22 protein-coding genes and 1 pseudogene are annotated in these 26,358 nt (G+C 67.7%); 9 read left to right on the top strand and 14 right to left on the bottom strand.

Annotated elements, in window-relative coordinates:
- Positions 1–16 precede the first annotated feature (16 nt).
- A complete protein-coding gene (locus NQK35_RS00945) occupies positions 17–3,112 on the bottom strand; it encodes an AAA family ATPase (protein ID WP_257114276.1) in 3,096 nt (1,031 codons plus the stop codon).
- On the bottom strand, positions 3,109–4,314 hold the full coding sequence (locus tag NQK35_RS00950; RefSeq protein ID WP_257114277.1) for an exonuclease SbcCD subunit D: 1,206 nt from the start codon (positions 4,312–4,314) through the stop codon (positions 3,109–3,111). The genes NQK35_RS00945 and NQK35_RS00950 overlap by 4 nt, the downstream gene beginning before the upstream one ends.
- Positions 4,315–4,470: 156 nt before the next feature.
- Between NQK35_RS00950 and NQK35_RS00955 the strand changes: the two genes are divergently transcribed.
- On the top strand, positions 4,471–5,199 hold the full coding sequence (locus tag NQK35_RS00955) for a glutamine amidotransferase-related protein (RefSeq protein WP_257114278.1): 729 nt from the start codon (positions 4,471–4,473) through the stop codon (positions 5,197–5,199).
- 159 nt (positions 5,200–5,358) lie between these two features.
- On the opposite strand, the gene NQK35_RS00960 is transcribed toward NQK35_RS00955, so the two are convergent.
- The 4 genes from NQK35_RS00960 to NQK35_RS00975 all read right to left on the bottom strand — a co-directional run bounded on the left by NQK35_RS00960 (position 5,359) and on the right by NQK35_RS00975 (position 8,879).
- Positions 5,359–5,811, bottom strand: coding sequence for a hypothetical protein (locus tag NQK35_RS00960; RefSeq protein WP_257114280.1), 453 nt, complete (start codon positions 5,809–5,811; stop codon positions 5,359–5,361).
- A gap of 103 nt (positions 5,812–5,914) precedes the next feature.
- Positions 5,915–7,000 carry a ribosome small subunit-dependent GTPase A gene (gene rsgA / locus NQK35_RS00965; RefSeq protein WP_257114281.1) on the bottom strand — a complete coding sequence of 362 codons (1,086 nt, stop codon included), beginning with the start codon at positions 6,998–7,000 and terminating at the stop codon, positions 5,915–5,917.
- Positions 7,000–8,313, bottom strand: a complete 1,314-nt coding sequence (aroA, locus tag NQK35_RS00970) for a 3-phosphoshikimate 1-carboxyvinyltransferase (RefSeq protein ID WP_257114745.1) — start codon at positions 8,311–8,313, stop codon at positions 7,000–7,002. Before aroA ends, rsgA begins: the two co-directional genes overlap by 1 nt.
- A 38-nt stretch (positions 8,314–8,351) precedes the next feature.
- Positions 8,352–8,879, bottom strand: a complete 528-nt coding sequence (locus NQK35_RS00975; protein WP_009212198.1) for a DoxX family membrane protein — start codon at positions 8,877–8,879, stop codon at positions 8,352–8,354.
- Positions 8,880–9,076: 197 nt separating this feature from the next.
- Here NQK35_RS00975 and NQK35_RS00980 point away from each other — a divergent pair, with 197 nt between their 5' ends.
- From NQK35_RS00980 to NQK35_RS00990, 4 genes are all read left to right on the top strand, one after another.
- Positions 9,077–9,709: a sigma-70 family RNA polymerase sigma factor gene (locus NQK35_RS00980; protein ID WP_034231035.1), complete on the top strand. Its 633-nt coding sequence runs from the start codon at positions 9,077–9,079 to the stop codon at positions 9,707–9,709.
- Positions 9,706–9,903: a hypothetical protein gene (locus tag NQK35_RS00985; RefSeq protein WP_445013702.1), complete on the top strand. Its 198-nt coding sequence runs from the start codon at positions 9,706–9,708 to the stop codon at positions 9,901–9,903. The genes NQK35_RS00980 and NQK35_RS00985 overlap by 4 nt, the downstream gene beginning before the upstream one ends.
- A gap of 374 nt (positions 9,904–10,277) precedes the next feature.
- A complete protein-coding gene (locus NQK35_RS10585) occupies positions 10,278–10,352 on the top strand; it encodes a 50S ribosomal protein bL37 (protein WP_370465157.1) in 75 nt (24 codons plus the stop codon).
- A 2,719-nt stretch (positions 10,353–13,071) separates the two neighbouring features.
- Positions 13,072–13,965 carry an alpha/beta hydrolase gene (locus NQK35_RS00990; protein WP_257114282.1) on the top strand — a complete coding sequence of 298 codons (894 nt, stop codon included), beginning with the start codon at positions 13,072–13,074 and terminating at the stop codon, positions 13,963–13,965.
- A 24-nt stretch (positions 13,966–13,989) separates the two neighbouring features.
- Here NQK35_RS00990 and NQK35_RS00995 read toward each other — a convergent pair whose 3' ends face one another.
- From NQK35_RS00995 to NQK35_RS01005, 3 genes and pseudogenes are all read right to left on the bottom strand, one after another.
- Entirely contained in the window at positions 13,990–14,763 is a 774-nt protein-coding gene (locus tag NQK35_RS00995) for a hypothetical protein (RefSeq protein ID WP_257114283.1), read from the bottom strand.
- 73 nt (positions 14,764–14,836) lie between these two features.
- Positions 14,837–15,440, bottom strand: a pseudogene (locus NQK35_RS01000) (GDSL-type esterase/lipase family protein).
- A 54-nt stretch (positions 15,441–15,494) separates the two neighbouring features.
- The gene (locus NQK35_RS01005; RefSeq protein WP_373567056.1) at positions 15,495–19,367 is read right to left on the bottom strand and encodes a multifunctional oxoglutarate decarboxylase/oxoglutarate dehydrogenase thiamine pyrophosphate-binding subunit/dihydrolipoyllysine-residue succinyltransferase subunit; all 3,873 of its coding nucleotides are present in this window, start codon (positions 19,365–19,367) and stop codon (positions 15,495–15,497) included.
- 315 nt (positions 19,368–19,682) lie between these two features.
- Between NQK35_RS01005 and NQK35_RS01010 the strand changes: the two genes are divergently transcribed.
- Genes NQK35_RS01010 through NQK35_RS01025 form a run of 4 tightly spaced genes read left to right on the top strand, consistent with a single transcriptional unit; the run spans position 19,683 to position 24,003 of the window.
- The gene (locus NQK35_RS01010; RefSeq protein ID WP_009212188.1) at positions 19,683–21,005 is read left to right on the top strand and encodes a hemolysin family protein; all 1,323 of its coding nucleotides are present in this window, start codon (positions 19,683–19,685) and stop codon (positions 21,003–21,005) included.
- A complete protein-coding gene (locus NQK35_RS01015) occupies positions 21,002–22,036 on the top strand; it encodes a hemolysin family protein (RefSeq protein ID WP_257114284.1) in 1,035 nt (344 codons plus the stop codon). The genes NQK35_RS01010 and NQK35_RS01015 overlap by 4 nt, the downstream gene beginning before the upstream one ends.
- A 48-nt stretch (positions 22,037–22,084) precedes the next feature.
- On the top strand, positions 22,085–23,179 hold the full coding sequence (locus NQK35_RS01020) for a M23 family metallopeptidase (RefSeq protein WP_257114285.1): 1,095 nt from the start codon (positions 22,085–22,087) through the stop codon (positions 23,177–23,179).
- Positions 23,176–24,003 (top strand): glycerophosphodiester phosphodiesterase, encoded by an 828-nt coding sequence (locus NQK35_RS01025; protein ID WP_257114286.1) that lies wholly within the window; start codon positions 23,176–23,178, stop codon positions 24,001–24,003. Before NQK35_RS01020 ends, NQK35_RS01025 begins: the two co-directional genes overlap by 4 nt.
- A gap of 90 nt (positions 24,004–24,093) precedes the next feature.
- On the opposite strand, the gene NQK35_RS01030 is transcribed toward NQK35_RS01025, so the two are convergent.
- The 5 genes from NQK35_RS01030 to NQK35_RS01050 are packed head-to-tail and all read right to left on the bottom strand — an operon-like array spanning position 24,094 to position 26,348.
- Positions 24,094–24,858, bottom strand: a complete 765-nt coding sequence (locus NQK35_RS01030; protein WP_009212184.1) for a hypothetical protein — start codon at positions 24,856–24,858, stop codon at positions 24,094–24,096.
- The gene (locus NQK35_RS01035; protein ID WP_202812497.1) at positions 24,855–25,346 is read right to left on the bottom strand and encodes a hypothetical protein; all 492 of its coding nucleotides are present in this window, start codon (positions 25,344–25,346) and stop codon (positions 24,855–24,857) included. Before NQK35_RS01035 ends, NQK35_RS01030 begins: the two co-directional genes overlap by 4 nt.
- Entirely contained in the window at positions 25,343–25,765 is a 423-nt protein-coding gene (locus NQK35_RS01040; protein WP_048724763.1) for a hypothetical protein, read from the bottom strand. Before NQK35_RS01040 ends, NQK35_RS01035 begins: the two co-directional genes overlap by 4 nt.
- Positions 25,762–25,926, bottom strand: a complete 165-nt coding sequence (locus NQK35_RS01045) for a hypothetical protein (RefSeq protein ID WP_257114287.1) — start codon at positions 25,924–25,926, stop codon at positions 25,762–25,764. Before NQK35_RS01045 ends, NQK35_RS01040 begins: the two co-directional genes overlap by 4 nt.
- Positions 25,920–26,348, bottom strand: coding sequence for a hypothetical protein (locus NQK35_RS01050; protein ID WP_202812498.1), 429 nt, complete (start codon positions 26,346–26,348; stop codon positions 25,920–25,922). The genes NQK35_RS01045 and NQK35_RS01050 overlap by 7 nt, the downstream gene beginning before the upstream one ends.
- Positions 26,349–26,358: the final 10 nt, after the last annotated feature.

A 26,358-nucleotide genomic window follows, 5' to 3' on the forward strand; every position in this document is an offset into this window, starting at 1 on the left:
CGCTCGCGCCTGCGAGCTAGGCGCGCACGCGAAGCGTCGAACCGTGTTCGCCCAGCGGACGCACCTGGATCTGATCCGCGATCTGGGTGGCCATTTCCTCCACGTGAGAGATCACCCCGACCGTCCGGCCCGCGCAGCGCAATGCTTGCAGCTGCGCCATCACCAGCGAGAGCGTGTGCGAGTCGAGGGACCCGAAGCCCTCGTCGATGAACATTGTGCGCAGTTCAACGCCTCCGGCCTCGGCCGACACGACGTCCGCGAGGCCGAGGGCCAGGGCGAGGGAGGTGTAGAAGGTCTCCCCACCCGACAGGGTCCGGGGGCTGCGTACCGAGTCCGTGTCGTGGTCGATGACCGCCAGCCCCAGGCCGGATTTGCGTGAGGTCGTGCCGTCATCGGGCACGGCGACCAACTCGTAGCGTCCCGAGGAGATGGCCGCCAGGCGCGGATTGGCGGACGCGAGAACCTCCTCCAGACGCGCGATGAGAACCCACGCGGACAGGGGCGTGGACACCAGGTTTTCTGGCCCCGACGCCGACGCGATATCCGCGAGGCGCCGAATCGGACCGGCCTGCTCGCGTGCGTCGGCGAGCGCGGCGAGCGAGGCGCCAAGGCTCTCGCGGGCGGCGTCAAGCTGCGCGCAATGCTGCTCGAGTCTGCCGGCCCGCCGGGTGGCCTCGGCGCTGGCGTCTCCGGCGCGCTGCGAGGCATCGGCGAGGGCCGCGATGTCGGGTTCGGGGCAGGCCGCAGCCCGGACGAGCCTGTCGGATTCGAGGGCTTCGCGGGTCGCGTACAGCTCCTTCTCATGCTCGTTGATGCGTGTCTCGAGCGCGTCAACCTCGTCGCGCGTCAGGAGGAGGCGCTCCCAGGTGTCTGAGGCGAGCTCCTGGGAATCGAGGGCGCGCTCGAGGATGCGCAGAGCCTCGTCGTGTGCCCGCCGGGCGCCATCCCAGTCGGAGCACGCGCCGATCGTGGATGCGGCCCGCTGGGCGCGCTGATCGAGGTGCGCGGCGCGCGCCTCCAGGGAGGGGAAGCCCTGCCGTTCGCCCTCCACGTGGCGCTGGGTGTGGGCGAGGGCGGAGCGGCGCTCGGTCAGCTGGGAAGCCAGGGAGGCCGCCTTTTCGCGTGCGCGCGTCAGCTCGTCCGTGATTCCGTCGAGCTGTTCGCGCACCTGCGCCAGGTCCTCTTCGAGGCTCGCGATTCGGGGCTTGAGCGCGTCGAGCGCGGCAACCTCAAGGGCCGCCTGGTCGCGCTGGGTTTCCAGCAGAGCTGTCGGCCCCGCGGCCGCCTCGTTGAGTTGCGCGATGCGGCGCACCATGTCCTGATGGGTGGAGCGAGCGTCACGCAGAGCGTCCTCGGCCCGATCACGCGCACGGTCAAGGTCGGCGACCTGCTCGCGCGTGATCTCCCCGTCAAGCGGGGGAGCAGGGCAGGGGTGGTCGGGCGACCCGCACACGGGACAGGGAACATCATCGGCCAGTTCACGCGCGATTGTCGAGGCGCTCTGCGCAATCCACAGGTCGTGAGCGTCGGCTGCGGCGGCGTTGGCGAGCTTGGCCCCCGCCGTGGCCTCGCGCAGCTCCTCGGAGGCCCCCGGCAGGGCGGCGCGCAGCAGATCGGCCTGCCGCGAGGCTTCGAGGCGCCGGTCCAGCGCATGCAGCGCGGCTCGCTTGTCGGGCAGGGCGTCGGCGTCCGAACGCATGAGCGTGAGCGAGGCCTGCGCCCGCTCAATCACCGCGGGCAGGGTATCGCGCTGCGACTCGAGGGTGGCGACGGCTGCGAGCGCTCCTCGGTGACTCTCCTTCAGCGTGGAAACCTCCTCGGCGAGGCCCGGCAGGGAACGCTCCTGGACGAGGGTGGCTTCAAGGGCGCCGAGAGTGCGCGTTGCCTCGTCTCTCAACGCGTGAGCGCGTGCGAGAAGATCTGCCACGACCTCCTGTGTGAGGTCGCCTGAGCGAAGGGGATTGTCCTCCTCGGCGGCGAGGCCTCGGGCGCAGGACGCAACCCGGTCGGCGGCCTCCTCCAGGCGGCGTGCGGAGGAGGCCGCGGAGGAGGCGTAGGGCGCGACGGCGAGCGCCCGGTGGGCGTTGGCGGTTCGCGAGCGCAGGGCGTCGATCTGCGGCTCGGCTCCCTGCAGTTGCTCCAGTCTCGCCGTTGTGCGCGCGTGCTCGGCCCGGTCGGCGGCCAATGCCCGGCCCCGATCCAGTGCTTGGGCGGCCTCGCGGGCCAGGTTCGCGGCGTCCAGGGCGTCGGCCTGCGCCCGTTCGTGCGCTGCGCGGGCGTCGCGGCACGCGCGGTCCGCCCAGCGCCGCACGGGGGTGGGGTCCTGCGCGCTCGCGTCGAGCGTGTCGGCTTGCCCGTGCAACGAGGGCGTCTCGGAGGCGGCGCCCGCGGCTTTCTCGCCGCTTCGCTCGCCGTCGTGCTCCGCGAGCGAAGCGGCGAGCGAGCGCATCTGCTCAAGGGCGCCGACCGCCGCGGCGCGACGTTCCTCGATGCCGCGCTTGGACGCCGCCGCCGCCTCGGTGAGGGCCTTGGAAAAGTCGACGTAGATCTGCGTGTCGAAGATGTCGCGCAGGATCTGCTCGCGAGCATCCGACGTGGAGGTCAGGAACTGGGAGAACTTCCCCTGCGGGAGCACAATCGTCTGTAGGAACTGGTCCTTGTCCAGCCCGACGACTCGGGGAATCTCGTAGCCGACGTCGCGCGGTCCCGACGCGATCGCCTCGACGGTGCGCCACCCGTCGGGCGCACTCGGATCCTCCACGACGCGCGTGAGGGAGGCGCGGGAATTGCGCTGTGACTTCTTGCCGATCGGCGTGTAGGCGGGGGTGCGGCTCACCCGGTAAATTCCGGAGCCGACCTCGAACACGAGGTCCGCCTCCGAGGGGTCCTCATCTCCGATGTGGTTCGAGCGCAGGCGATCCTTCGACGCGTCCTTCGTGCGCGCCACGTCCCCGTACAGGGCGAAGGTGATCGCGTCGATCAGCGTGGACTTGCCCGACCCCGTGGGACCATCCAGCAGGAAGAGCCCCGAGTCCTCGAAGGCCGAGAAATCGACCCTGTGAGTGCCCGCGAAGGGGCCGATTCCCGTGATACGCAGCCAGCGGATCTTCACGACGCATCCTTTCGGCGAAGAGCAGCCCACACGTCCTGGGCGAGCGCGCGCTCCTGGGCATCCAGCGGGCGACCCCCCACGGCCTCGTAGAACTCCTCCGTGACCTCGCGAGGGTCACGGGAGGCCGCTAAGGCCCGCGCCAGATCGAGGGACGGAGCCCGCGAGGGACGGTGAACGACGACGAGCGCGAAGGGGTAGACCTCGCGGATGCGCGCCACCATGCGCTCGGGGCGCGCGTCGTCCGTGACCGTGACCGACACGTACGAGGCCGTGGTCTCCTTGTCGGGGGCTGCGAGCAGCTCGTCCATGGTCCCCTCAAGCACGGTGATGCCGCGCAGCGTCGGGATCGGCACCACGTCGATGCCCGCGACGCCCGTGTCGTCGGTCCTCACGAGGGTCACGGACTTGGGAGAGCCTGCCTCGGAGAAGGAATACGCGATGGGGGAACCCGAGTAGCGGATCGGGACGCGGGCGCCGGCGACGTCCTGCGGGCGGTGCAGGTGCCCGGCCGCAACGTAGTCCAAGCCGTGGGCAAGGGGGGCCTCGCCCCCGAGCGTGTCGAAAAGGTCGGCGGACACGCAGGGAACACCACCAACCTGTATGTCGCGCTCCGAATCTGAGGGATGCGCGCCCGTCACAAACGCGTGCGGCATGGCAATCGCGGGCCGTTGATCACCCGCCTCGCGCCGGGCCGATAGGTCCCGGCGGATGCGACGCAGAGCCGCAGCCAGCACCGCCTGGTGCGAGCGTGGAAGAGGGCGTGCGGCGCCTGACTCTCCGTCGGGCTCCAGGTCGGAGAGCGCCTGGCGGACCAGGTCCGGCTCCAGGTAGGGCATCGGATACACGAGCGTGCCCCCGGCCTCGACGGCGCTGCCGATGGCCTCGGGGTCGGTGACCACGTGCAGCGACGGGGAGAGCATGTCCGCGAAGAGTCCCAGGCGCGCCGCCCCGTCGTGGTTGCCCGACGTCAGGATCACAGTGGTGATGGCCGTCAGCTCGCGTAGCGCCCGACGCATCCGCGCCAGCGCGTCGACGGGCGGCACCGCCCGGTCGAAGACGTCACCGGAGATCAAGACGGCGTCGACGCCGCGCTCTCGGACGAGGGCCACCAGCCAGTCGATGAACGCGTCCGCGCTGTCCCCCAGGGGCGCGCCGTGCAGGGTGCGCCCCAGGTGCCAGTCGGAGGTGTGCAGAATCAACATGACCCCAGTGTGGCAGAGAGCGCCCACATCTGCGTCCCGCGCGTGGGAGCGGGGGAACTCCGGCGGCCTCGCGCGTCCGGAGGCCCGGTGGTGTCACGCAGGCTTGGAACGTGGACACCCGGTGCGAGCCCGGTGCCAGCCGATAGCATGGGGAGCATGACGAAGCCCTTCCTGATGCTGACCTCGCGCGATGACGGCCCCGTCCTGAGTTCGGAGAGCGCCGACCTTCCGCGATTCTGTGGCCTGTCGGAGGAAGGCGTGCGTCGGGTGCGCATCGAGCGGGACCTGCCGGAGCTGGACCTATCGGACTACTCCGGTGCCTTCGTGTGCGGATCCCCGTGGGACGCGGGCGCCGATGATCGCCTCAAGGAAGCGCGGCAGGTGCGCGCCGAGGCATGGCTGCGTTCCTTCTACGACCGAGCCCTGGCCGAATCCTTCCCGATCCTGGGCCTGTGCTACGGCCTGGGGACCCTCACCCTGCACCTGGGTGGTGTCCTCGACACCCACCACGGCGAGGAGATCAGCGGCATCGCGCTGACGAAGACCGACGCGGGGCGCGAGGACCCCCTCCTGGAGGGCACCCCCGACCGCTTCCACGCCTACGTGGGTCACCACGAGGCCGTACGCGAGCTCGCGCCCGGCATGCAGGTGCTCCTGGCGGGGGAGGCCACCCCCATCCAGATGGTGCGCGTCGGCGAGGCCGCCTGGGCGACCCAGTTCCACCCCGAGATGGACCTGGAGGGCGTGACCATCCGCATCGATCAGTACGCCGACCGCTACTACCCGGCCGAGAAGGCCGAGGCGATCCGCGCCCAGGTCGCCACCGTGGACACGGACCTCTCGCGCCTGATCCTGCGCAATTTCGTGCGCCGCTTCCAGCGCTGAGCGCAACGAGAGCTTACTCTCGCCGTCCGTGCGCTGTGCGTGGGATTGGTGTGGATTGACACGGTCTCCGCTCTATCTGGGCCCAGGGTACAACGTCCCTCCCTCGCTGACTCATGAGAGCTGGCTGCAATCGGTGACAGTGTGAGGGGTAGGGTGTGCTTAGCTGCGCGGGGGAATGAGCCCGCGCCTCCGGGCGCGTTCCCTGGCGATCAGGAGAGCCATAAAGAAGCAGATGGCGACGAACTCGGCCCCCAGGGCGACGTTCGTCGCCACGTTAAACGGGGCAGGGTTGTTGCCTGCGTCCGTGACATCCCCGGTGATGACAGCGGCGTTGCACACGAGGGCGCAGCCCATCACCACCCACTCGCAGGCTCGCAGCGCCCGGTGTGCGCTCGGAATCGGACGCGAGAAGCCTGGTGACAGAGAAGCGATGAGGGCCGTGGACATGGCGAGCATGTAGTCGTTCAGCCGATTGTCTCTCCCGAAAAAGGTGCCGCCGACCGAATAGATGGCCGTGCCGACGACCAGCGCGAAGAACATGTAGCGGAGGGCCTTGTCGACCCGTGTAAGCCCCGTGGTGTTACCGATAAGGTAACGCCCAATGGCGGACATAGCGATCACGACCTTGTCAGTGAGAGATAGCGACCTTCGCTATCCTCCAATTGTCCGCCCGGGGGGGGGGGGATGTTGTCAAGGGCTTTCGTCTCAAGAATTCTCAGCGAGCCGCCTTGCTGGCGGCCTCCGCCGTCGCCACCGCCTCCAGGAGCCTGCGCACCGACGCCACCCGGGAGGTGCGCCCCTGCCGCACCTGATCCGCGTCCCCGCCCCCGGCCTCGTCGAGTGCGAAAGGCCCGGTGGCGCGCGCGTAGGCGTCAAGCGCGCACGAGGGCTCCGAGGCGGCGTGCGAGCACAGGGGCAGACACCAGGCGGCGGCGCCGGCGACGTCCGGGAAGACCCCCAGCACGTCGGCGACGCTCACGTGCCCCAGGCCGAAGGAACGCACGCCGGGCGTATCCACGATCCAGCCGCCCCCGTCCAACTCGAAGGCCTCGGACGAGGTCGACGTGTGGCGTCCGCGCCCCGTCACCTCGTTCACGTGCCCCGTCGCGCGGCCCGCGCCCGGCACAAGGAGGTTGATGAGCGTCGACTTGCCGACCCCGGAGTGTCCCACCAGCACCGACCAGTGGCCGACCAGGAGGATCCGCAGCTCGGCGACGCCCGGGTCAGCTTCCCCGGCCTCGGCGCTCGTGAGCACCACGCGCACGTCGAAGTCCTCGTAGGCGGCGATCAGCTCGTCGGCGCTGGCCAGGTCCGCCTTCGTCAGCACGAGGACGGGGGAGAGGCCCGCCTCGTAGGCGGCGACCAGGCAGCGGTCGATCATGCCGGTGCGCGGCGGCGGATCCGCCAGCGCCACGACGATGCACATCATGTCCGCGTTCGCGACGATCGCCTTCTCCCCGCGCTGATCGGGGGCGTCCTCGAGGGAACGGCGCAGCACCGAAGAGCGTTCCTCGACCGCGACGATGCGCGCGAGCGTGTCCGCGCGCCCGCTCAGGTCGCCGGTCAGGCGAACCCGGTCACCCATGATGACCGCGCCTCGCCCCAGTTCCCGGGCGCGCACCGCGACCACCCGGGTACCGTCCGCCTCCAGGCTCACCTGGTAGCGCCCCCGGTCGATCCCGACGACGCGGCCCAGCGGCTTGGAGGACCAGTCGGGACGGTCCTTCGTGCGCGGGCGCGACCCCTTGCCCGCGCGCACGCGCACGCGCGGGTCGTCGGTACCCGTGTCTCGGCGCGCCATCACTGCTCCTCCAGGCGCGACGAGGCCCGCGTGTCCCGGGCGGTCCCAGTTCCGTCGGCGCTCAGGAGGGAGTCCCACATGGCCGCGAAGCCGGGCAGCGTCTTGGAGGTACACGCGATGTCGTCAACCGTGATGCCGGGGGTGATGAGGCCCAGGATTGCGCCGAACGTCGCCATGCGATGGTCCGCGTAGGAACGAATCTGCGCGGCGTGGAGCGGGCGCGGCGTGATGACGAGGCCGTCCTCGGTCTCTTCGGCCTGCCCGCCCGCACGGTTGATCTCAGCGACCAGCGCAGCCAGGCGGTCGGTCTCGTGGCCGCGCAGGTGCGCGATGCCGCTCAGGTGCGAGGGCGTGGAGGCGTAGGCGCAGATCGCGGCCAGGGTGGGGGTGAGCTCTCCGACCTCGGCCATGGTCGCCTTGATGCCCGGGTAGTTTCCGGCGCCCGGACCCGTGAGGGTCAGGCCCTCCTCGTCCAGGGTGATGGTCGCGCCCATGTGGCCCAGCAGCGCCCGCCAGGCGTCGCCCGCCTGGGTGGTCGCCTCGGGCCAGCCGGGGATCGTCACGTGACCGCCCGTGATCATCGCGGCGGCCAGGAAGGGCCCGGCGTTGGACAGGTCCGGTTCCACCACGATCTCGCCGCCTCGGGGCCGAGACGGGAACACGTGCCAGGTCGACAGGTCCGCTTGTGCCTCGTCCACGACCTCCAGGTCGATGCCCGCGCCCGCCAGGGAAGCCAGCGTCATCTCCACGTGCGGCATCGAGGGCACAGGACCCGGAGCCGACACGAAGAGAGGGTCTCCGACGAGGGGAGAGACGAGCAGGAGTGCCGAGAGGAACTGCGAGGAGGACGACGCATCCACCCAGGCCTGCGCGCCGAGCGGCGTGCGCAGCGGCCCCCGGATTGAGAAGGGCAGGTGCCCGCGCTCCCCATGGTAGGTGATCGACGCGCCCATCCGGACGAGCGCATCCAGGAGGGGACCCAGGGGGCGCGCATACGCCTGCTTGTCCCCGTCGAAGAGAGTCTCCTCCGCTGACAGGGCGGCCAGGGGAGGGAGGAACCGCATGACGGTCCCCGCCAGGCCGCACTCGATGCGCCCGCCGCGAGGAGGAAGCGACATCGGCGTGACGCGCAGCGCCCCGTCGCCCGCGTCTTCGATGCGCGCGCCCATCACCTCAAGCGCGTCCGCGAACAGGCGCGTGTCGCGCGCGTCCAGCGCCCCCGTCACCAGGGAGGGGGCCTCGGCGACGGCGGCCAGGTAGAGGGCGCGCGCGGTGATGGACTTCGAACCGGGAATCGCGACCGTTGCATCCACGGGCGAGTCGGCGACCGGCGCCCGCCACGGGGAGGCGGTCACGAAGCGGTGCCGCTCAGGCGCGCGGTGACAGCCGCCTCGGCGGCGGCAACCGCCCGGCGCTGGTCGCGGCGAAGCGCCCGAGCGACCGACGCGGAGGGCTGACCCACCCGGTCGGTCGACGCGATCAGGACGCCGCCGGTGACGCCCAGCTTGTACAGGGTGCGGTAGCGGCGGCGCTTGATCTGCTCCTTCGTCAGGTGACCCGTGCCGCCCCAGATGGGGGCACCCACGAGCGCCATCGGTGCGCCAATGGCGGCCAGGGTCAGCGCGCTGCGCCTCGGGTGACGTCCGATCGCGAAACGCAGTCCGGCAAACAGCGTCACCGCGCCCGCCACGCGGGTCGCCACGGCCAACTGGTCATCCGTCAGGGGCTCCAGGCCCGCAGCGTCGGTCGCCTTGTCGAGCAGCGGGCGGACGCCCGCGGCGCGCTCCACGTGATGGCGGGGATGCGTGAGAGCATCGACCCCGTCTGCGATGAACGGGGCGGCGAGCAGGGGACGGGCGATGACACGCAGCATATTCATACCCCTATTGTTCGTCACCGCGCCGCCTTCCGGAAGCCGAATGGCCACACTCGCCCCATCCAACGAGCGTAAAGTGTTGCAACGCACACTCATGGTGGTTGTGGAATAAGGCGCCTCGTGAGGCGTTCCCCTCAGTATGATCGCCTCGTCATCCTCCCAATACCCACCGCATGCCCACGAGGCTACGCTGGGAGGCGATGGACACGACGACCCACGCTCCGACGCCAGCGGCGACCACCCAGGCTCCTGCCTCGTCAACCGAGGACGACGCCCAGCTCCAGGCACGCTTCATGGACGAGGCCATGCCCCTCATGAACCAGCTCTTCGGGGCGGCGCTCGGCATGACGCGCAACCGAGCCGACGCCGAGGACCTGGTCCAGGAGACCTACCTGAAGGCCTACCAGAAGTTCCACCAGTACAAGCCGGGAACAAACATCAAGGCATGGCTCTATCGGATCCTTACGAACACCTACATCACCGGCTACCGCAAAGCACAGCGCTCCCCCAAGCGGGCCTCCACCGACACGGTCGAAGACTGGCAGCTGGCCGAGGCCGCCTCCCACGCTGAGTCGGGCTTGAAGTCGGCGGAAGTCGAAGCCCTCGAGGCGCTGCCCTCCACGCAGCTGCGCGAGGCACTCGATTCGCTGTCCGAGGAACACCGGATGGTTGTCCTCATGGCCGACGTTGAAGGGATGAGCTACAAGGAAATCGCCGAAGAACTAGGAGTTCCCATGGGGACCGTCATGAGCCGCCTCAACAGGGCACGCAAGAACCTGCGCGCCTCCCTGGCTGACGTCGCCGCGGAATACGGAATCGGAGGGGCGAAGTGAACGCGACCGTGACCTGCCAGCAGGTCCTTGACGCCCTGTATACCCTCATCGACTGCGAAGAGTGCGACCAGCGCACCACCCTCATTGACCAGGGGGCGGTCCCCGGCCCCGATGCCCGCGCCCGCGCCCTCATGCGCGCACACGTGGCGTCCTGCCCGCACTGCGCCGACGCCCTCGACGCCGAACGCCACTGAGGGTCGTGCTGCGCGACTGCTTCGAGGCAGAGGAAGCCCCGCCCCAGCTGCGCGCCCGCATCGTCGCCTCCCTCACCACTGTGTCCGTGGCCTGGCACTGACGCCCAGAGGCCCGGGCGCCGCACGCATTGCCGGATCGCCCAGGCTGTGCACCCGGGAGGCGGGGGCATGCGCCGTGGCGTCTTGTGCCTCCCGCACCCCGGGAGGGGCAGCGCCGCGTGCCCGCGTTTTTCTCCGGGAGCTTTTGGGGTCGAGGCGGTGCCACGGGTCCTTCTCGCGGTGAACTTCGTCGCCGAGGAGGCGGTGTGCCTTGGTGCTTTGGGGCAATGTGTGCAAAAATGCTTCAGTCTAGACAACAACCCAAGGAGTATGACATGTCGAAGCGGGGTCGTAAGCGTCGCGATCGTCGTAAGAACGGCGCGAACCACGGCAAGCGTCCTAACGCCTGAGCCGATTGCGTTGCGCGCCCGGACCGGTCGGTCCGGGCGCGCTGTGTATACCCCGCTCAGGGACGGACAATGTGGGGGCGGAGCCCCCACCTCGCGTGTCACTGCCGCGCGGTGTCGGCTGCGTGCCCGGTGGGGTGGGCGGCTGGTGCAGGTGCTGTCCATGTGACCGTTGCGATCAATCGTGCGGATGCTGGCGGGGCGGCGGCTGTGTGGGCTGTGTGCCCGGTGGGGCGGGTAATCGGTGTGCATGTGCTCCGCGTGTGATCCGGTTTGGGTGGTGCCCTCGTTCGCGGATAGGTTGTGCGTTCATGGATAGGTTATTTGCTTGCGGATAGGTTAATAGGCTATCCACGTGCTCGTTACCTATCCGCGTGCTCATTACCTATCCGTGTGGGTCCCCCTCGCCGCGGGGTCCCTCTCGGCGCGGCGCCCACGCGTGCTCGTTACCTATCCGCCTGCCTATTTCCTATCCGCGAACCGTGGGTGTAGAAGCGACGCGAAGGCCCATCGCACCGTGTCGAGGGGAGCTTCCACAGTGACCGGAACTCGGGAGCGGGTTTCATTGGTCCCAAGGCCCGAATGAGTCTGATGCGGAGTCTCTCCCAGTCATCGTAGTCCGTCCAACTCACTCGGATGACCTGCCAACCGGCATCTCGAAGGTCCTGATCGCGCAACACCCACTCACGCTTAGCCCGTTCGATTTCTGCACGTGTCGTACCAAGTTTCGTGATCCCATCGAATTCGATGATGATATGCAGCTGTTCAATCAGGATATCAACGTAGTAGTGACGTCCTCGCACGTCGATGCGAGCCTGTGTCGCGACCGCGAAAGGGCAGATCGAACGGACGATCCACAGGAGCGCGGCTTCAGCTGGATTGGCGCATCCGGGATCGATCGCGTGCACGATGGAACGTGCGCGTCGGTATCCGCGCACTTTCCCTGCTTGCGTGAGCCTCATGAGGAGCTCGTTTCGTATCTGCTCAGCACGTCGGCGTCGGTCATCTTGTTGAAACATCGAGAAATGACTCCATGACTGCAACGCCATACTCCCCAACACGAATGCCTCGAGTGGCTCGTCATGAAGAGCGCATCGAAGGAGCGCATCGTATGGGTGCTCCGTGGTCAAGCCATCGATAGTGGCGCGTTCCCTCGACAGCGGTGGAAACGGGGAACACGAGACCGATGTCGCCGGTACTGTCGTCGAGCACAAGGTGCAGGATGGTAGCAGGGTGGTGCTTCGACGACTGGCACGAAAAATGGTGATGGGCGGGTTTTGAGACCAACCGTGTATCCCCGCCAGGCGCAGGCAGCTTTGTCCCACGAAGAGGGGATGTTGTTTGTGCGAGACATTCACAGCATGCATACGTGCGTGGGTGATTGCCTCCCAGATCTCCCACGGGTCAGCGTTTGTCGGATCCATGCCGAGGACGGCACTGACTCCACGCATGATGCGTATCGGAGAGTGTGGCTGCTGGTGACTGGCTAAATCGCGAGGAGGGGCGACAAGAAACGAGTGCTGCGTCATAACCTGCAGTGTTGCTCCGCTGAGAGCGCTGCGACAACGCAGAAGGGAGGGGCTGTGGATACCGGAGACTCGGCGTGAATCCCTGTCGATAACGCGCGGCTAGTCGGGCGGATAAAGGGCGCGAGCCGGAGACCTGATACGGAAGCCCTGTCGACGGTGCGACGAGGGGAATCCGGGGAGGCTTTCGACGTGCTCGAGGGCGTGGTCCAGCTCGTGGCCGCTCGTGTGCTCGGCCCGCGCTCGCGGACAGGTTGGGTTTGAGCGAACCGCTCGATCTCGTTGCGAGGTTTGCGGCCCTCACGCTCATCCGCGTGTCGGCCGACGGTGCGGGTAACCTCGGCAGACGATTGTTGTCCATGTGACCGTTGCGATCAATCGCGCGGATGCTGGCGGGGTGGCGACTGTGTGGGCTGTGTGCCCGGTGGGGTGGGCGGCTGGTGCAGGTGCTGTCCATGTGACCGTTGCGATCAATCGCGCGGATGCTGGCGGGGTGGCGACTGTGTCGGCTGCGTGCCTGGCGGGGTGGGTAATCGGTGTGCATGTGCTCCGCGTGTGATCCGGTTTGGGTGGTGCCCTCGTTCGCGGATAGGTTGTGCGTTCATGGATAGGTTATTTGCTTGCGGATAGGTTAATAGGCTATCCGCGTGCTCATTATCTATCCGCGTGCTCATAACCTATCCGCGTGCCCATTACCTATCCGCGTGGGTTTCCCTCGGCGCGGCGCCCCCCGCGTGCCGGTGGCAATCGTTGGGAAAGCCCAAGCCGAACCCGTCCACGCCGCGGCCCCCACGCGTGCCTATTACCTATCCGCGGGGGTCACCCTCGCCGCGGCGCCCCCGCGTGCCGGTGGCAATCGTTGGGAAAGCCCAAGCCGAACCCGTCCTCGCCGCGGCGCCCACGCGTGCTCATTACCTATCCGCATGCCCATTACCTATCCGTGTGGGTCCCCCTCGCCGCGGGGGTCACCCTCGCCGCGGCGCCCCCGCGTGCCGGTGGCAATCGTTGGGAAAGCCCAAGCCGAATCCGTCCTCGCCGCGGCCCCCACGCGCCGACGACAACCGGAAGCGCCGCGCCCCCGTGGGGAGAGAAGAAAACGCGGCACGGGCGGAATCGCAGCGTATCCTTGAGCGTGTTGCCGCGCGGGTACATCCCCACGGGCACGCGCACTGATGTATCGATACGAAAGAGGCCTGATGTCCCTCCGCATGCGTCTTGCCCATGCCGTCATGGGGCTGATGCCCCCGGTACTGCACAGCGAGGAAGCGACGCGTGCCGTGGCCGAGTCCGCGCCGCTGCACACAGCGATGCCCACTTTGATGCGCGCCCGCTTCACGGAAAGCCGCCAGGGAGGCGTCACGCGCGTGGCGCCCATACGCGGCCTGCGTTCGGGCGGCGCCCTCATCTATCTGCACGGCGGAGCCTACGTCTACCCCATGGTCGCGGCGCAGTGGCCGCTCGTGGAGGGACTGATCGACCGCACGGGGCTCCCCGTCATCATCCCCGACTACCCGCTCGCCCCCGCGCACACCGCGAGCGAGGCGTTCTCCTTCGTCCAGACCATCATTGACGAGGCCCAGGCCGAGTTCGGCCGCGTCATCGTCTGTGGCGACTCGGCGGGAGGCGGCCTCGCGCTGTCCCTTGCCATGCAGCGCCGCGACGCGGGCGCGCGCCAGGTCGATGGCCTCCTCCTGTACGCGCCGTGGGTCGACGTGGCGATGACGAACCCCGCGATTAAGGGCGTGCAGGGCCGCGACAAGATCCTGCGCGTGCCCGGCTTGCAGTGGGCGGGGCGAGCGTGGGCCGGTGACCTTGACCCGGGAGACCCCCGCGTGAGTCCGTTGCACGGTGATCCGGCGGGGCTCCCTCCGATGCGGATCTTCCAGGGCGACGCCGACATCGTGTGCCCCGACACGATCGAGTTCGCGCGCTCGGCTGCCCGCGCCGGGGTGGATGTGCGCCTGCGCGTGGAACCCGACGGCTTCCACGTCTACGTGCTCGCGGTCCCCGTGATCCCCGAGGCGCAGGCTGCCCTCGATCGCAGCGCGCGCTTCGTCTCCGGGATCATGCACGACTCCGGAGACTCCTGACGGGCCGGGGCGGGCCTGCCGGCCCTAGCTGCGATCTACGCGGGCGGTGACGGTCCACGTCCCAGCCTGGACGTCCGTGTCCACGCGTCCGCCCAGGACATCGACCAGCGCGCGGATCTCACCCAAGCGGCGCTTACCGAGCACGTCGGCGCTGCTCGTCAGGACGCTGATCGTCAGTGTGACCTCCTCCTGCGTCGCCCCGCCGGTCACCGTGATCGGTGCGTTCTTGTCGACCTCGGCGACGTGGGAGAACACCATGTAGAGGATCTCCGCGCCCACGGCGTCGAGGCGCCTAGGAAGGGGTGCGCCCGCGTCGAAGAAGCTGATGACGATGAAGCCCGAGCGTTGTGCGTGGCTGATGGCGCCGTCAATGGTCGCGTAGTTGTCGGGCGGAGTGGGATGGGCCGCAGCGGGCCGATCGGTTCCCTGGCCGGGCGAGGACACTGCTGCGCCCCTCGCCGAGAGAGGGGACGCCTCGGTGCCACGCGTCGCGCTCGCGGCGGAATCGGAGCGAGGCGACGAACGACCCGAAGGCGCGGAGTGGGAATCCTTGATGTAGGAAGGCTTCTCGGCCGAAGGATAGCCGACACCGTGCCGAGGCGGAGTCAGCAGGTCGATAGAGCGGCGCACCCTGTTAGCCACGATGACGATCAGGACGGCAACGAGCAGCAGGAGTAGGAACGAGAGGGGCCTATGGAAGGAGGCATGACGCCAGAGGGCCACCACCATGACGATGACGATGACGAGGCCGCAGGTGGCCGTCCAACCCGCCAGCTTCTCCCGGATCCACGCGTCCATGTTCTCTCCCTTTGTCGGCGAGCGGCGTCGCGGCGCGCCGCTGTCCGCGACTGACAGCAGCGTTCGCACCGTTCTAGGAATCCGTCGGGGTTGCACCCGTCCACTCGTACCATCCCTGGTGCTGCACGATCCAGGCCATCAACGCGTAGCCGGCCTGGCCGGGCAGGGTCTGACCATCCTGTCCGCGGGCCAGGGATGCCGCCATGTCCTCAAACCACTGGTCGTGGGCGACCAGCGGCGTGTAGCAGTCAACGAAAGGTATCCCACGGCGCGCGCACACTTCGGAGCACGAGGAGGACAGGGCCTTGAGGGAGGCGGCATCCACCCCCGCGAGCGGCGGGGGGGCCCACGACGAAGCTGGGGATGCCCAGCGCCGTCGCGCGGTCGGTGATGTTGGCCAGGTTCAGGCGAGAACGCGCGGTGGACACGCCGGCGGGGATGTCCCCCGGACCCACGCCGATCACGAGGCCGTGAGGCTCTCCCTCCGCCAGGCGAGGCAGGACCTCGGACTCCCAGCGAGATGCCATCTGCCTCGTCGTCTCGGAGGGGACCGCGAGCGTCAGGAAGGTCGCGGGTAGGTCGAAGGTCGAGTGGGCGTTGACCCGGCCGACCCAGCCCAGCCCCCGAGGGTCGCCGACCCCCGCGACGAGCTCGTCGCCGATGAAACAGATGCGCATGGTGTTCCTTTCTGGGTGTGTCCCGCGCGTTCCCCGGGCGGCCGGGACTCCTCGTCAGCCTTCGAAGGCCTGCGCAATAAGGGTAGCTGCCTGCTGCTTGTGGAGCGACGCGCGTCCAGCTGCCGTCGTGGCCGACTCCGGCCTGGACACCAGGCGCACGCCCCGCTCCAGCGACGGGAACAGGTTGAGGGCCAGGTGCGGCCACGCCCCCTGGTTGCGAGGCTCGTCCTGGACCCAGGTGAGCGACGCCCCCGGGTAGCGTGCCAGGGCGGAGGCGACCTCCTCCTCGGGCAGGGGGTAGAGCTGCTCCAGGCGGATGATCGCCGTCGAGGAGTCGGCGCGCTTGTCCCTCTCCTTGACGAGGTCGTAGTACAGGCGGCCCGAGCACAGCAGAACCCGCGTCACGGAGGCGGCATCGAGGCCCGCCGCGTCGTCGATGACCGGCTGGAACGCGCCCGAGGTGAACTCCTCGATGTGCGAGGAGGCGGCCGACAGGCGCAGGAGCTGCTTGGGGGTGAAGGCGATGAGCGGCTTGCGCGGCCGCTTGTAGGCCTGGGTGCGCAGCAAGTGGAAGTAGTTCGCTGGCGTGGAGGGCTGGACGATCCACATGTTGTCCTGTGCAGCCAGCTGCAGGTAGCGCTCGATGCGGGCGCTCGAGTGATCGGGCCCCTGCCCCTCGTAGCCGTGAGGAAGCAGCATGACCAACGAGGAGCGCTGGCCCCACTTCTGCTCGGCCGAGCACACGAACTCGTCGATGACGGTCTGCGCTCCGTTCGCGAAGTCACCGAATTGAGCCTCCCAGATCGTGAGCGTTTCGGGGCTTTCGAGGGAGTAACCGTAGTCGAACGCGAGGACGCCGTACTCGCTGAGCGGGGAGTTCCACACGTCGAAGCGCGCCTGGGACTGGGTGAGGAAACGCAGGGGAGTGAACTCGCGCCCGTCTGTGGCGTCGTGCAGGATCGCGTGGCGCTGGACGAAGGTTGCGCGCGCCACGTCCTCGCCCGACAGGCGAACTCCCGTGCCCTCCATGAGGAGAGTGCCGAAGGCGAGGAGCTCGGCAAAACCCCAGTCGATGGGCCTGCGTCCCAACGCCATGTCGTGGCGGCGCTCGCACAGCTGCCGGAGCTTGGGATGGGGGTGGAAGCCGTCGGGGAAGCGCGTGTGGGCACGCCCGATGCGCTCCAGCTGCTCCTGGGCGGCGGCCGAGGTCCAGCCGATCATCATGCCGGTGCCGGGCAGCTGGGACTCGGGCATGGTCCACTGGGCGGAGGCCGACTCTCCGGCCTCGCCCACGCCCGCGGTCAGCGCGGGGTCGTGCGTGCGGCTGCCCGGATTCGTTTGGCTGGCCGCGCCCGCCCCGCCCGCGCGTGTCTCATCGAGGATGCGTCCCAGTTCCGCCTCGTACTGCGCGATCGACTGGCGGGCCTCGTCCTCGGTGAGCTGCCCGCGGCCCACCAGGCCACGAATGTACACGGCGCGCGTGGAGGGGATGCGGTCGATGAGCGAGTACATGACGGGCTGGGTCATCGACGGGTCGTCGCCCTCGTTGTGTCCGCGCCTGCGGTAGCACAGCATGTCGATGATGACGTCCTTGTGGAAGGCATTGCGGTACTCAAACGCCAGGTGCGCGCAACGGATAACGGCCTCGGGGTCGTCGGCGTTGACGTGCAGGATGGGGACCTGCAGGCCCTTGGCCAGGTCCGTCGCGTAACCGGTGGAACGGCCCTGCGTGGGGCCCGTCGTGAAGCCGATCTGGTTGTTGACCACGATGTGGATCGTGCCGCCGGTCTTGTAGCCCTCCAGCTGGGACAGGTTGAAGGTCTCCTGGACGACCCCCTGGCCGATGAACGCCGCGTCGCCGTGGATGAGGATCGGGATGATCGGCAGATCGGGGTCTCCCAGGTGCTCCTGCTTGGCGCGCACGATGCCCTCCAGGACGCCGTCCGCCGCCTCCAGGTGCGAGGGGTTGGCGGCCATGTAGACCTTGGTGGCCAGGCCGTCGTCGAGGGAGTAGACGCCCCACGTTCCCAGGTGGTACTTGACGTCTCCCGAGCCCTGCACCGAGTTGGGCATGTAGTTGCCCTCGAACTCGTCGAAGATCTGCGCGTAGGACTTGCCCGCAATGTTGGCCAGGACGTTGAGGCGCCCGCGGTGGGCCATGCCGATCGCGACCTCGTGGATGCCCGCGCGCGCGGAGTCCGCCAGGATGTGGTCCAGCAGCGGGATCAGGGATTCCCCGCCCTCAAGGGAGAAGCGCTTTTGGCCCATGAACTTGGTCTGCAGGAACTCCTCGAATGCCTCGGCGCGAATGAGCGTGCCCAGGATGTGGCGTTGGGCGGCGGGGGAGAGAGACTCGTACGGTCCCTCAATGCGCTGTTGGACCCAGGCGCGCTGGTGGGGATCCTGGATGTGCATGTATTCGATGCCGACGGTTCGCGTGTAGGTGTCGTGCAGCCGGGTCAGGATGTCGCGCAGCAGCATCTGGTCCGCCCCGCCGAAGCCGCCCGTGGGGAAAGGACGGTCCAGGTCCCACACGCTGAGCCCGTAGGAGGAGATGTCCAGGTCGGGGTGGCGGCGGACGCGGTAGGCCAGCGGGTCGGTGTCGGCCGCCAGGTGGCCGCGCGAACGGTAGGCATGGATGATCTCAGCGATGCGCGCGGGCTTGCCCTTCTCCCGGTTCGGGTCGTACTCGTAGTCCGCCTCCCACGAGTAGGGGCGGGTGGGCACGTGCAGGGAGGTGAAGACGCGCTCGTAGAAGCCGTCGCGCCCCGAGAGCTTGGCGTCCACGAGGCCGAGCAGGCGCCCGGAGGCCGCTCCCTGGATGATGCGGTGGTCGTAGGTGGAGGAGAAGTACATCGTCTTGCCGATGCCCAGGGAGGCCAGGCGCTTGGGGGAGACGCCGCGAAACTCGGCCGGGTAGTCGGTGGCTCCGACGCCGATGATGAGTCCCTGCCCGACCATGAGGCGGGGCACGGAGGTCGTCGTGCCCAGTGTGCCCGGGTTGGTCAGCGTGACCGACGCCCCCTGGAAGTCGGCGGTCGTCAGCGTGGCGGTGCGCGCCCGCGACACGAGGTCCTGGTAGGCGTCGACGAACTCGGAGAACGTCAGGGTGTCGGCGTCGTGAATGACGGGGACCTTCAACGAGTGGTTCCCCGACGCGTCCGCCACGTCGATGGCCAGCCCGAGGCCGATGTGCGCGAGGTGTTCGAGCGCGGGCTTGCCGTCTTGCAGCGTGTACCGGACGTTCAGGTCGGGCATCTCGCACAGAGCCTCGACGAGGGCGTAGCCGATGAGGTGCGTGAAGGAGACCTTGCCGCCGACCGTGCGTGCGAGGTGGGCGTTGATGAGGGTGCGGTTCTCAATGAGGAGCTTGGCGGGAATCTGGCGCTGGGACGTGGCGGTGGGGATCGACAGGGAGGCGTCCATGTGCTTGGCGGTGGCGCGCGCGGCGGACTTCAGGACGTGGGTTTCGTCCTGGGCGGGAGCGGCGTGGGAGCGCGTGAAGGCGGCGCGCCCGTGCTGCTGCCGGGTGTAGGGGCTGGTTGCCTCGGCGAGGGCGACCGGCGGCGCGGGAGGCAGGTCCGAGCGCGTGACGGAGACGACGGGGGCCGCGTCTGTCGGCGCCGTGTTTTCCTCGTCCTCTTCGATGTCGAGGGTGGGGGGCGTGACCGAGACCGGCTGGGCGTCATCGGAGGGGGCGCCGCTCCCGGTGGGGCTCGCCTGCCTGGGAGCCGAGGCCTCGTCGGGGGAACTCGGATCAGCGTCGGGAATCGGCGGACGCGCCGCGCGCAGCTGAGGGGGAGCCGACTCGGTGGAAAAGTAGGCGCGCCACGAGGGATCAAGCATCTGGGGGTCGCGCTCGTAGAGGTCACGCATCTTCGCGAGATACCACTGCGGATCGGGTTGGGAAGCTGTGTGGGTGGGCACGTATTCCTCCGTTTGCGTCACGCCGAGCGTCGGAATCTCCCCGCGCGGCAGGTGGCTCCGATTCTACCGCCGAGTGACAACCTTCACGACACCTTGTCGAGACTTGGCGAGGACTTCACGGGCCTTTGGTCTCATTGAGAATGAGTATTGGCATAGCTGGTGGTGTGTGGAAGAGCGCGCGGGGATCGCGACCGAGGGCGGCTAGACTGGCACCATCATGGACTGCGACACTGTCGGCTTTGACGCCACCTCCACCGGGCTTCCTTGCGCGACCTCTTCGGCGACCCGCCCCGGCCTCGTGAGCGGGGGACGCCGATGACGACCGCGGCGATGCTGCTGCTCGGCATCCTCCTGACGGCGGGGACCTTCGTGTTCGTGTCCGCCGAGTTCTCCCTCGTTGCCGTCGATCAGGCGGTGCTCGACAGTCGCGCCGAGGAGGGGGACCGTGGCGCCGCCTCGGTCTTGCGAGCGACCCGCTCCTTGTCCACCCAGCTTTCCGGCGCCCAGGTGGGCATCACGCTGACGACGATCCTGCTGGGGTACACGACGCAGAGCGCCCTAGCTGACCTGCTCGCGGGCCTGCTGGGGAGCGCGGGCCTGGCGTGGGGGCTGGCGACCGGTGTCGCAGCCTTCGTGGCGGCCGCTTTCGTCAACGTCTTCTCCATGCTCTTTGGCGAGCTCGTCCCCAAGAACCTCGCGTTGGCCCATCCGATGAGCACGGCCGCCCGCGTCGTTCCCTTCCAGATGGCTTTCACCGTGGTGGCTCGCCCCATTATCTGGGTGCTCGGCGGGACCGCGAACTGGGTGCTGGCGCGCATGGGTATCGAGCCGCAGGAGGAGATTTCCTCGGCGCGCTCCGCGTCCGAACTGGCTGCCCTCGTCGAGCACTCCGCCGAGGAGGGGACCCTCGACACGTCCACCGCCGACCTCTTCACGAATACGATCCGCATGACGACCCTCAGTGCCGCCGACGTCATGACGGACCGCGGACGCCTCTACACCCTGGGGGAGGGAGCCAGCGCGCAGGACGTGTTGGATCTGGCCCGGCAGACGGGGCACTCGCGCTTCCCCGTCATCGGTGACGACTCCGACGACATCCTCGGCTTGGTCTCCCTGCGGCGTGCGGTCGCGGTGCCCGTCGAACGTCGCGCCGAGGTGCCCGTCGTCTCCTCCTCCCTCATGAGCGAGGCTCCCTCCGTCCCCGAGACGGCGCCGATCGGCCCCCTTATGGTTCAGCTACGCGACGAGGGACTGCAGATGGCCGTCGTCGTCGACGAGTACGGCGGGGTTTCCGGGATCGTCACCCTTGAGGACGTCGTCGAGGAGATCGTCGGGGAAGTCTCGGACGAGCACGACCAGCGGCGCCTGGGCATCCGCCCGCGTCCCGACGGAACCTTCCTCGTGCCCGCCACGCTGCGCCCCGACGAGCTCGCCCGGCGCACGGGCATTGCCCTGCCCGAGGACGGCCCCTACGACACGATTGGGGGCCTGGTCATGAACGAGCTGGGGGAGATACCCTCCGTCGGCTCGCGCGTGAGCGTCGACGGGGTCGGCATTGAGGTCAGTCAGATGCAGGGCAGGAGGGTCGCCCAGGTTGCGATCACTCCCGCACCCGGGGGCGAGGAGGAGCCCCAATGAGCGCCGGATGGAGCCTGGCCGTCACCGTCGTGCTGCTGGCCATCAACGCCTTCTTCGTGGCCGGCGAGTTCGCCGTCACCTCCACGCGACGCTCCCAGATCGAGCCGTTAGCCGACGCGGGGGAGCGCCGCGCGGGGGACGCCCTGTACGCGCTGCGTCACGTGTCCCTCATGCTGGCGATATGCCAGCTGGGCGTCACCGTCGCATCCACGACCCTGGGCGTCGTCGCCGAGCCTGCGATCGCCCACCTCGTGGAGTCCCCGCTGGGGCGCCTGGGTGCCCCCGAAGCATCCAGTCACGTCGTCGGCTTCGCACTCGCCCTCGTCATCGTCCTCTTCTGTCACGTGGTCTTCGGGGAGATGGTGCCAAAGAACATCTCGATTGCGGCCCCCGTGCGCATGCTCCTCGTCCTGGCGCCCGTCCTCGTGCGCCTGGGACGGGTGCTGCGCCCGATCATTATGGCCATGGATCGTTTCGCGAATTGGTTCGTGCGCCTCGCCGGCTACGAGCCGCGCTCGGAGATCGCGTCCACGTACACGGTGCAGGAGGTCGCCTCGATCGTCGAGGCATCCCAGGCCGAAGGCAAGATCACCGACGAGCTCGGTCTGCTCAGCGGCGCGCTGGAGTTCTCCGAGGAGACGGCCGGGTCGGCCATGGTGCCCCTGGGCGACCTCGTCTCGCTGCCCGCGGGAGCCACCCCCGCGGACGTGGAGGACCTGGTTGCCCACACCGGCTACTCGCGATTCCCCGTGGCCGACGAGGAGGGGGCTATCGTCGGCTACGTGCACCTCAAAGACGTGCTCTACGCCAGCGGGGAGGAACGAGACCAACCGATCACCCCGTGGCGCATCCGTCGCCTTGAGTCCGTCGCCCGGGAGGACCAGGTCGAGGACGCGCTGCGCCACATGCAGCGCACAGGCGTGCACTGTGCTCTCGTGCGCAAGGGGGGAGAGGTTCTCGGCATCCTCTTCCTGGAGGACATCCTGGAGCTCCTCGTCGGCGAAGTACGTGACGTCTTGCAGCGACCGTGACGAGGTAACGGTCAGCGGGGTACATTAGGGCGAGGCAACAGCGAGACCATGAAGGAGAGGGAACGCGTGGGCGACATCGAGTGTCCGCTGCCGAAGCGATCGCAGCTGCGCGCTGCGCGCTCCCAGGAGACGCGCGGCGAAGAGGAGGCGGAGACCTCCGCGCTGCCGCTTGACCGGGCGGCCAGCGGCGTCGGCGAGGGAGAGTCCGTGGAGGCGGCCGCGTCGGGAAGCGAGCGCGGCGAGGAAGCCACCCCCGCGCTCGGCCAGGCACGCGAGTCCGTGGATCGCGCGGCTGATCGCGTCGAGGACTCCGCTCCGCCCTGTGGCGAGGAAGACCCGAGTGCCGCCGAGGACGGGGACGCCTCGTCGCCGCCGCGGCGGCGCGGCAACGTCCACCCCGTTGGCTACCTGCTGCGCGCCCTCCTCGTCGCCGGACTGGCCGGCGCCACCATCGCCGTACCCATGACGGGGCGCGTCGGATCCGACTCCTCGCTGACCGTGCCCGCACGAGCCTTCGGCGCGTCGGTGGGGGGAAGCAGCTGGGCGACCTCCTCGGCGCTGCCCCAGGCCACCCAGCTGGACGCGACCCTCACCGCGAACTCGCGCGCGAGGGCGAAGGCGCCCGTGTCCATCACCGGCTGCGGGATCGGCAACGGCGCGGACGGCAACCGGAAGGTCAAGGTCGTGGCGGACACGATCTACTGGCCCCTCGCCGAGGGCTCCTTCGTCATCACCTCGCCGTTCACGACCCGCATTTCGCCCGTGTCCGGGCAGCTGCTCGCCCACGAGGGCATCGACATGGCCGCGCCCTTGGACACGCCGATCACTGCTGTCTACGGGGGCGTCGTCGAGGAGCTTGCCGAGAACTCCCGTTCGGGCGCGTACGTGCAGATCAAGCACACCAAGTCCGATGGCACGGTCTTCCACTCGGCCTACCTGCACCAGTACATGAACAAAATTACCGTCAAGCTCGGGGACACGGTCACCGCCGGTCAGGTCATCGGAGCGGTCGGCAACAACGGCTGGTCGACGGGCCCTCACCTGCACTTTGAAATCCACGATTCCTCCGACACTCCCATCGACCCGGAGGCGTGGATGAAAGAAAACAAAGCGCTTTACCTCGGACAGGAGTCCTGCTCATGATGCCCGTAACGACGAGACGCGGCCCCATTGTCTTCGCGCATAGGGGAGGAGGGGAGGAAGCCCCCGAGAACACGGTGAGCGCCTTCACCCGCGTCTACGAGGCCGGGATCCGCCACGTCGAGACCGACGCGCATCTGACCGCCGACGGGCACGTCGTCGTCTCCCACGACGACACGGTGGACCGCTGCTACGACGGGACCGGTCGCATCTCGCAGATGACCTGGCGGGACCTGTCCCGGCTGCGCCACCGCGACAGCGGCGAGCAGATGCCGCTGCTTGCCCAGGTTCTCGAGGCGTTCCCCGACATGTACCTCAACATTGACGCCAAGGAACCCGGCGTCGAGGGGCCGCTCCTGGACGTGATTGCCGCCCACGGGGCAGCGAATCGGGTCCTGGTGGCTTCCTTCTCCGAGCCACGCCTGCGCGCCGTGCGTGACCGCGCCGCGTCCGATCCGGCGCGCGCGGTGGCGACATCGCTGGGCACCGAGGCTGTCGTGCGCCTGGTAGGGGCGGCGAAGAGCGCGACTAATCCCGCGTGGTGGCACGTGCCGGGGCCTCGCCAGGGCGCGATCGCCGCCCAGGTTCCCATGCGTCAGGGGCCGGTGCGCGTCGTGGATGAGCGTTTCGTGGCGACGGCCCACAGGCTCGGCCTTGCCGTACACGTGTGGACCATCAATACGGTGGCCGACGTGCTGCGCCTCCTCGAGGTCGGCGTCGACGGCATCATCACCGACCGTCCCGTGTTCCTGCGCGACTTCCTGGACGCGCGCGGCCTGTGGACCCAACCCCCGGCGCCCGGTTCTGTCTCGGGGCCCAGGGACTGAGGTTATTGCGGGACTGACTGAGCTTATTGCTTGAAGTGGCGGGCGCGCACCGGCATTTGCCTCGTGTAAAGCGAGTATTTCAGGATTGCGCTAACCGCCAATAAGCCCCATCATCATTGCCCAGATTGCTGCGCGAGGCGGTGCGTCCAGCACCGGGTGAGACGGCATTCGTGCGAGAGCCTTGTCGTCGAGTGGCGCGTGGATTTGCGCGTGCATGTGGCCGGTGACAAAGCAGTCGACGTGCTGTCCCGTCCGCCACTGTCGACGCCGTATCTGTTCGCGTACGCAAGTCACCACGCTCCACCGTCCCGAGATGCAGTCTTGGGAAAAGAGCGACTCAGCCGGCCCATAGGTCACGAGGTTGTTGAGTGCTTCCTGCGCGCCTTGTACATCCAGGGCACGAATCGCAGCAACGAAATCCGTGGGAATGTAAGGAGGCCCATCGTGAATAGTGGGGCCCGCGTGCAGCAGGGAGACAAAGGCCAAGATATGGGGGACTTCGCAGTAATCCACCTGGCTGAAGTGCACGCCATCCACGTCGGAACGCATCACGATGGAACGCGGAGCTACCGGCCAGATTCGCCAGTCGCGCACGGCGCCCGATATGGACGGGGAAACGACGTGAATGACGATGCGGGCGCGTGCGGCGCGCACAGGTTCGAGGATGCGTGCGGCATCGCCGGACAAACCGTTGGCACCGGCCAGTCCGAGCGACACCAGTCCGCTGGAGAGAGCGGCGCTTGAGATACGACTAGCCTTCTCGTTGCTCGCGATCATCTCGAGCAGGGCATCGGCCTGCTCAACGGTGACGATAATCTGATCCGAGGAGTCGCTTTCGATTGGATGGTCGCTCACGGCGCCACCTCCAGGGTTTGGGCCATCGTGATGAAATCATCGATGATCATTGGGAATAGGACGCTGGGGCACGTACACGTCGCGGTCCACAGGAAACGCTGCGGCGGTTGCTGCGTCGTGGGCGCAGTGCGTGTGATCCACGTGAGCTGGCTGAGTGTCAGAGAGACATTTTCGAGAATGTACACGCCAGTGCGCCAGCGGGCGCCCTCGGGGAGCACTGGCCACGCGAAGTCGTCAATAAGGTGGAATCCAGGCAACGCTTCCTCCACCTGCCTGACGCTGTCCGCGTAGACTTCGTCGTCGCTCGCGTCGGTGCTGAGCGCTCCGCCGGTGACCACGAAGGTCGGAACGTTTCCCTCATCTTTCGTCTTAGCGATGGCGACGAGACGGACGCTGGGATCATCTTCCAAGGGGCTGAGCTGTGCGTATTCCTCAGGGGTCAGGAATCTCCATCCCGAGGAAAGGGTCATTGTTACCTGTTCGTTCACCAGAATTCCTTCCTGCCAGCATGTTTCTCGTACGCCTCCCGATCGATGTCGCCATCGTCGTCTAAGAGCCCATGGCGCTTGGCGTACTGCCAATCGGCGTAGACCCACCGGGGAAACTTGATGGGCAGAAGGCCAATGAGAATGACCAGAAGAAGTAGCATCATAAGGCATGCAAGCTCAAATATTAGCCAGCCGGGTGCTTGCTTCTCAACGAGAACAGAAAGTAGATAGATGAAACAAATTGATGATAGAGCCGGAGAACCGATAGCTGCCCAGTTCTTGCTGATGCGACCTTGTCCGTTCATACGACGCCATAGCGCGGCGGCCTTGTTGTCGGTGAACATTTCAGCATACCAAGTGACAACGCCAAGAACACCAATAAACAAAGCGCATAGTATGCCAAATAGTTGTTCTCTCATGCGAGGTTCTCTCCCATTCTCGTTGCGATACGATCTACACCCTGTTCGTTTATCGCATCACCAACATATTCTCCAAAATAGTGGCCCGCCACCCCGCCGATAACACCGCCGACAAGGCCAATAACACCTGCCTGAGGGTTATCGTGGCCGTTCATCACCATAGATCCCTTTTGTTGGCGTGGTGACGGGCCCACGCTTCCCGATCGATGTTGCCATCGTCGTCTAAGAGCCCATGGCGCTTGGCGTACTGCCAATCGGCGTAGACCCACCGGGGAAACTTGATGGGCAGAAGGCCAATGAGGAAGAAAGATAGAAATACTAGGATTGAAATGGCGGCAATGCGCGACAAAATCCCCGGTAGTTGAAAATAATTGATCAATCCTAGGATGCCGCCGAGAAGAAAAATGCATGCAAATGCGGGTGCTCCGATAGCAGCATAATTTCTACTGATTCTTCCTTTGCCGTTCATTCGGCGCCACAGGTTCGCAGCCTTTGAGTCTGTGAACATCTCGGCGTACCACACCGCCGCTCCGAAGAATCCCAGTCCGATTCCGATAATAGCCAGTGTAATGTTCTCGTTCATGCAATTGTCC

This window comes from Schaalia odontolytica (assembly GCF_024584435.1).
GTDB lineage: Bacteria > Actinomycetota > Actinomycetes > Actinomycetales > Actinomycetaceae > Pauljensenia.

Excerpts from the sequence above, each read along its gene's own strand:
- NQK35_RS00950 (WP_257114277.1), bottom strand. The coding sequence starts at position 4,314 with ATGTTGATTCTGCACACCTCCGACTGGCACCTGGGGCGCACCCTGCAC.
- NQK35_RS00975 (WP_009212198.1), bottom strand. The coding sequence starts at position 8,879 with ATGAATATGCTGCGTGTCATCGCCCGTCCCCTGCTCGCCGCCCCGTTC.
- NQK35_RS01045 (WP_257114287.1), bottom strand. The coding sequence starts at position 25,926 with ATGGTGATGAACGGCCACGATAACCCTCAGGCAGGTGTTATTGGCCTT.
- NQK35_RS00995 (WP_257114283.1), bottom strand. The coding sequence starts at position 14,763 with ATGGACGCGTGGATCCGGGAGAAGCTGGCGGGTTGGACGGCCACCTGC.
- NQK35_RS01010 (WP_009212188.1), top strand. The coding sequence starts at position 19,683 with ATGACGACCGCGGCGATGCTGCTGCTCGGCATCCTCCTGACGGCGGGG.
- NQK35_RS00990 (WP_257114282.1), top strand. The coding sequence starts at position 13,072 with ATGTCCCTCCGCATGCGTCTTGCCCATGCCGTCATGGGGCTGATGCCC.
- NQK35_RS01040 (WP_048724763.1), bottom strand. The coding sequence starts at position 25,765 with ATGAGAGAACAACTATTTGGCATACTATGCGCTTTGTTTATTGGTGTT.
- NQK35_RS01015 (WP_257114284.1), top strand. The coding sequence starts at position 21,002 with ATGAGCGCCGGATGGAGCCTGGCCGTCACCGTCGTGCTGCTGGCCATC.
- NQK35_RS00980 (WP_034231035.1), top strand. The coding sequence starts at position 9,077 with ATGGACACGACGACCCACGCTCCGACGCCAGCGGCGACCACCCAGGCT.
- NQK35_RS00955 (WP_257114278.1), top strand. The coding sequence starts at position 4,471 with ATGACGAAGCCCTTCCTGATGCTGACCTCGCGCGATGACGGCCCCGTC.
- NQK35_RS01020 (WP_257114285.1), top strand. The coding sequence starts at position 22,085 with ATGAAGGAGAGGGAACGCGTGGGCGACATCGAGTGTCCGCTGCCGAAG.
- NQK35_RS01025 (WP_257114286.1), top strand. The coding sequence starts at position 23,176 with ATGATGCCCGTAACGACGAGACGCGGCCCCATTGTCTTCGCGCATAGG.
- NQK35_RS01050 (WP_202812498.1), bottom strand. The coding sequence starts at position 26,348 with ATGAACGAGAACATTACACTGGCTATTATCGGAATCGGACTGGGATTC.
- NQK35_RS00960 (WP_257114280.1), bottom strand. The coding sequence starts at position 5,811 with ATGTCCGCCATTGGGCGTTACCTTATCGGTAACACCACGGGGCTTACA.
- rsgA (WP_257114281.1), bottom strand. The coding sequence starts at position 7,000 with ATGGCGCGCCGAGACACGGGTACCGACGACCCGCGCGTGCGCGTGCGC.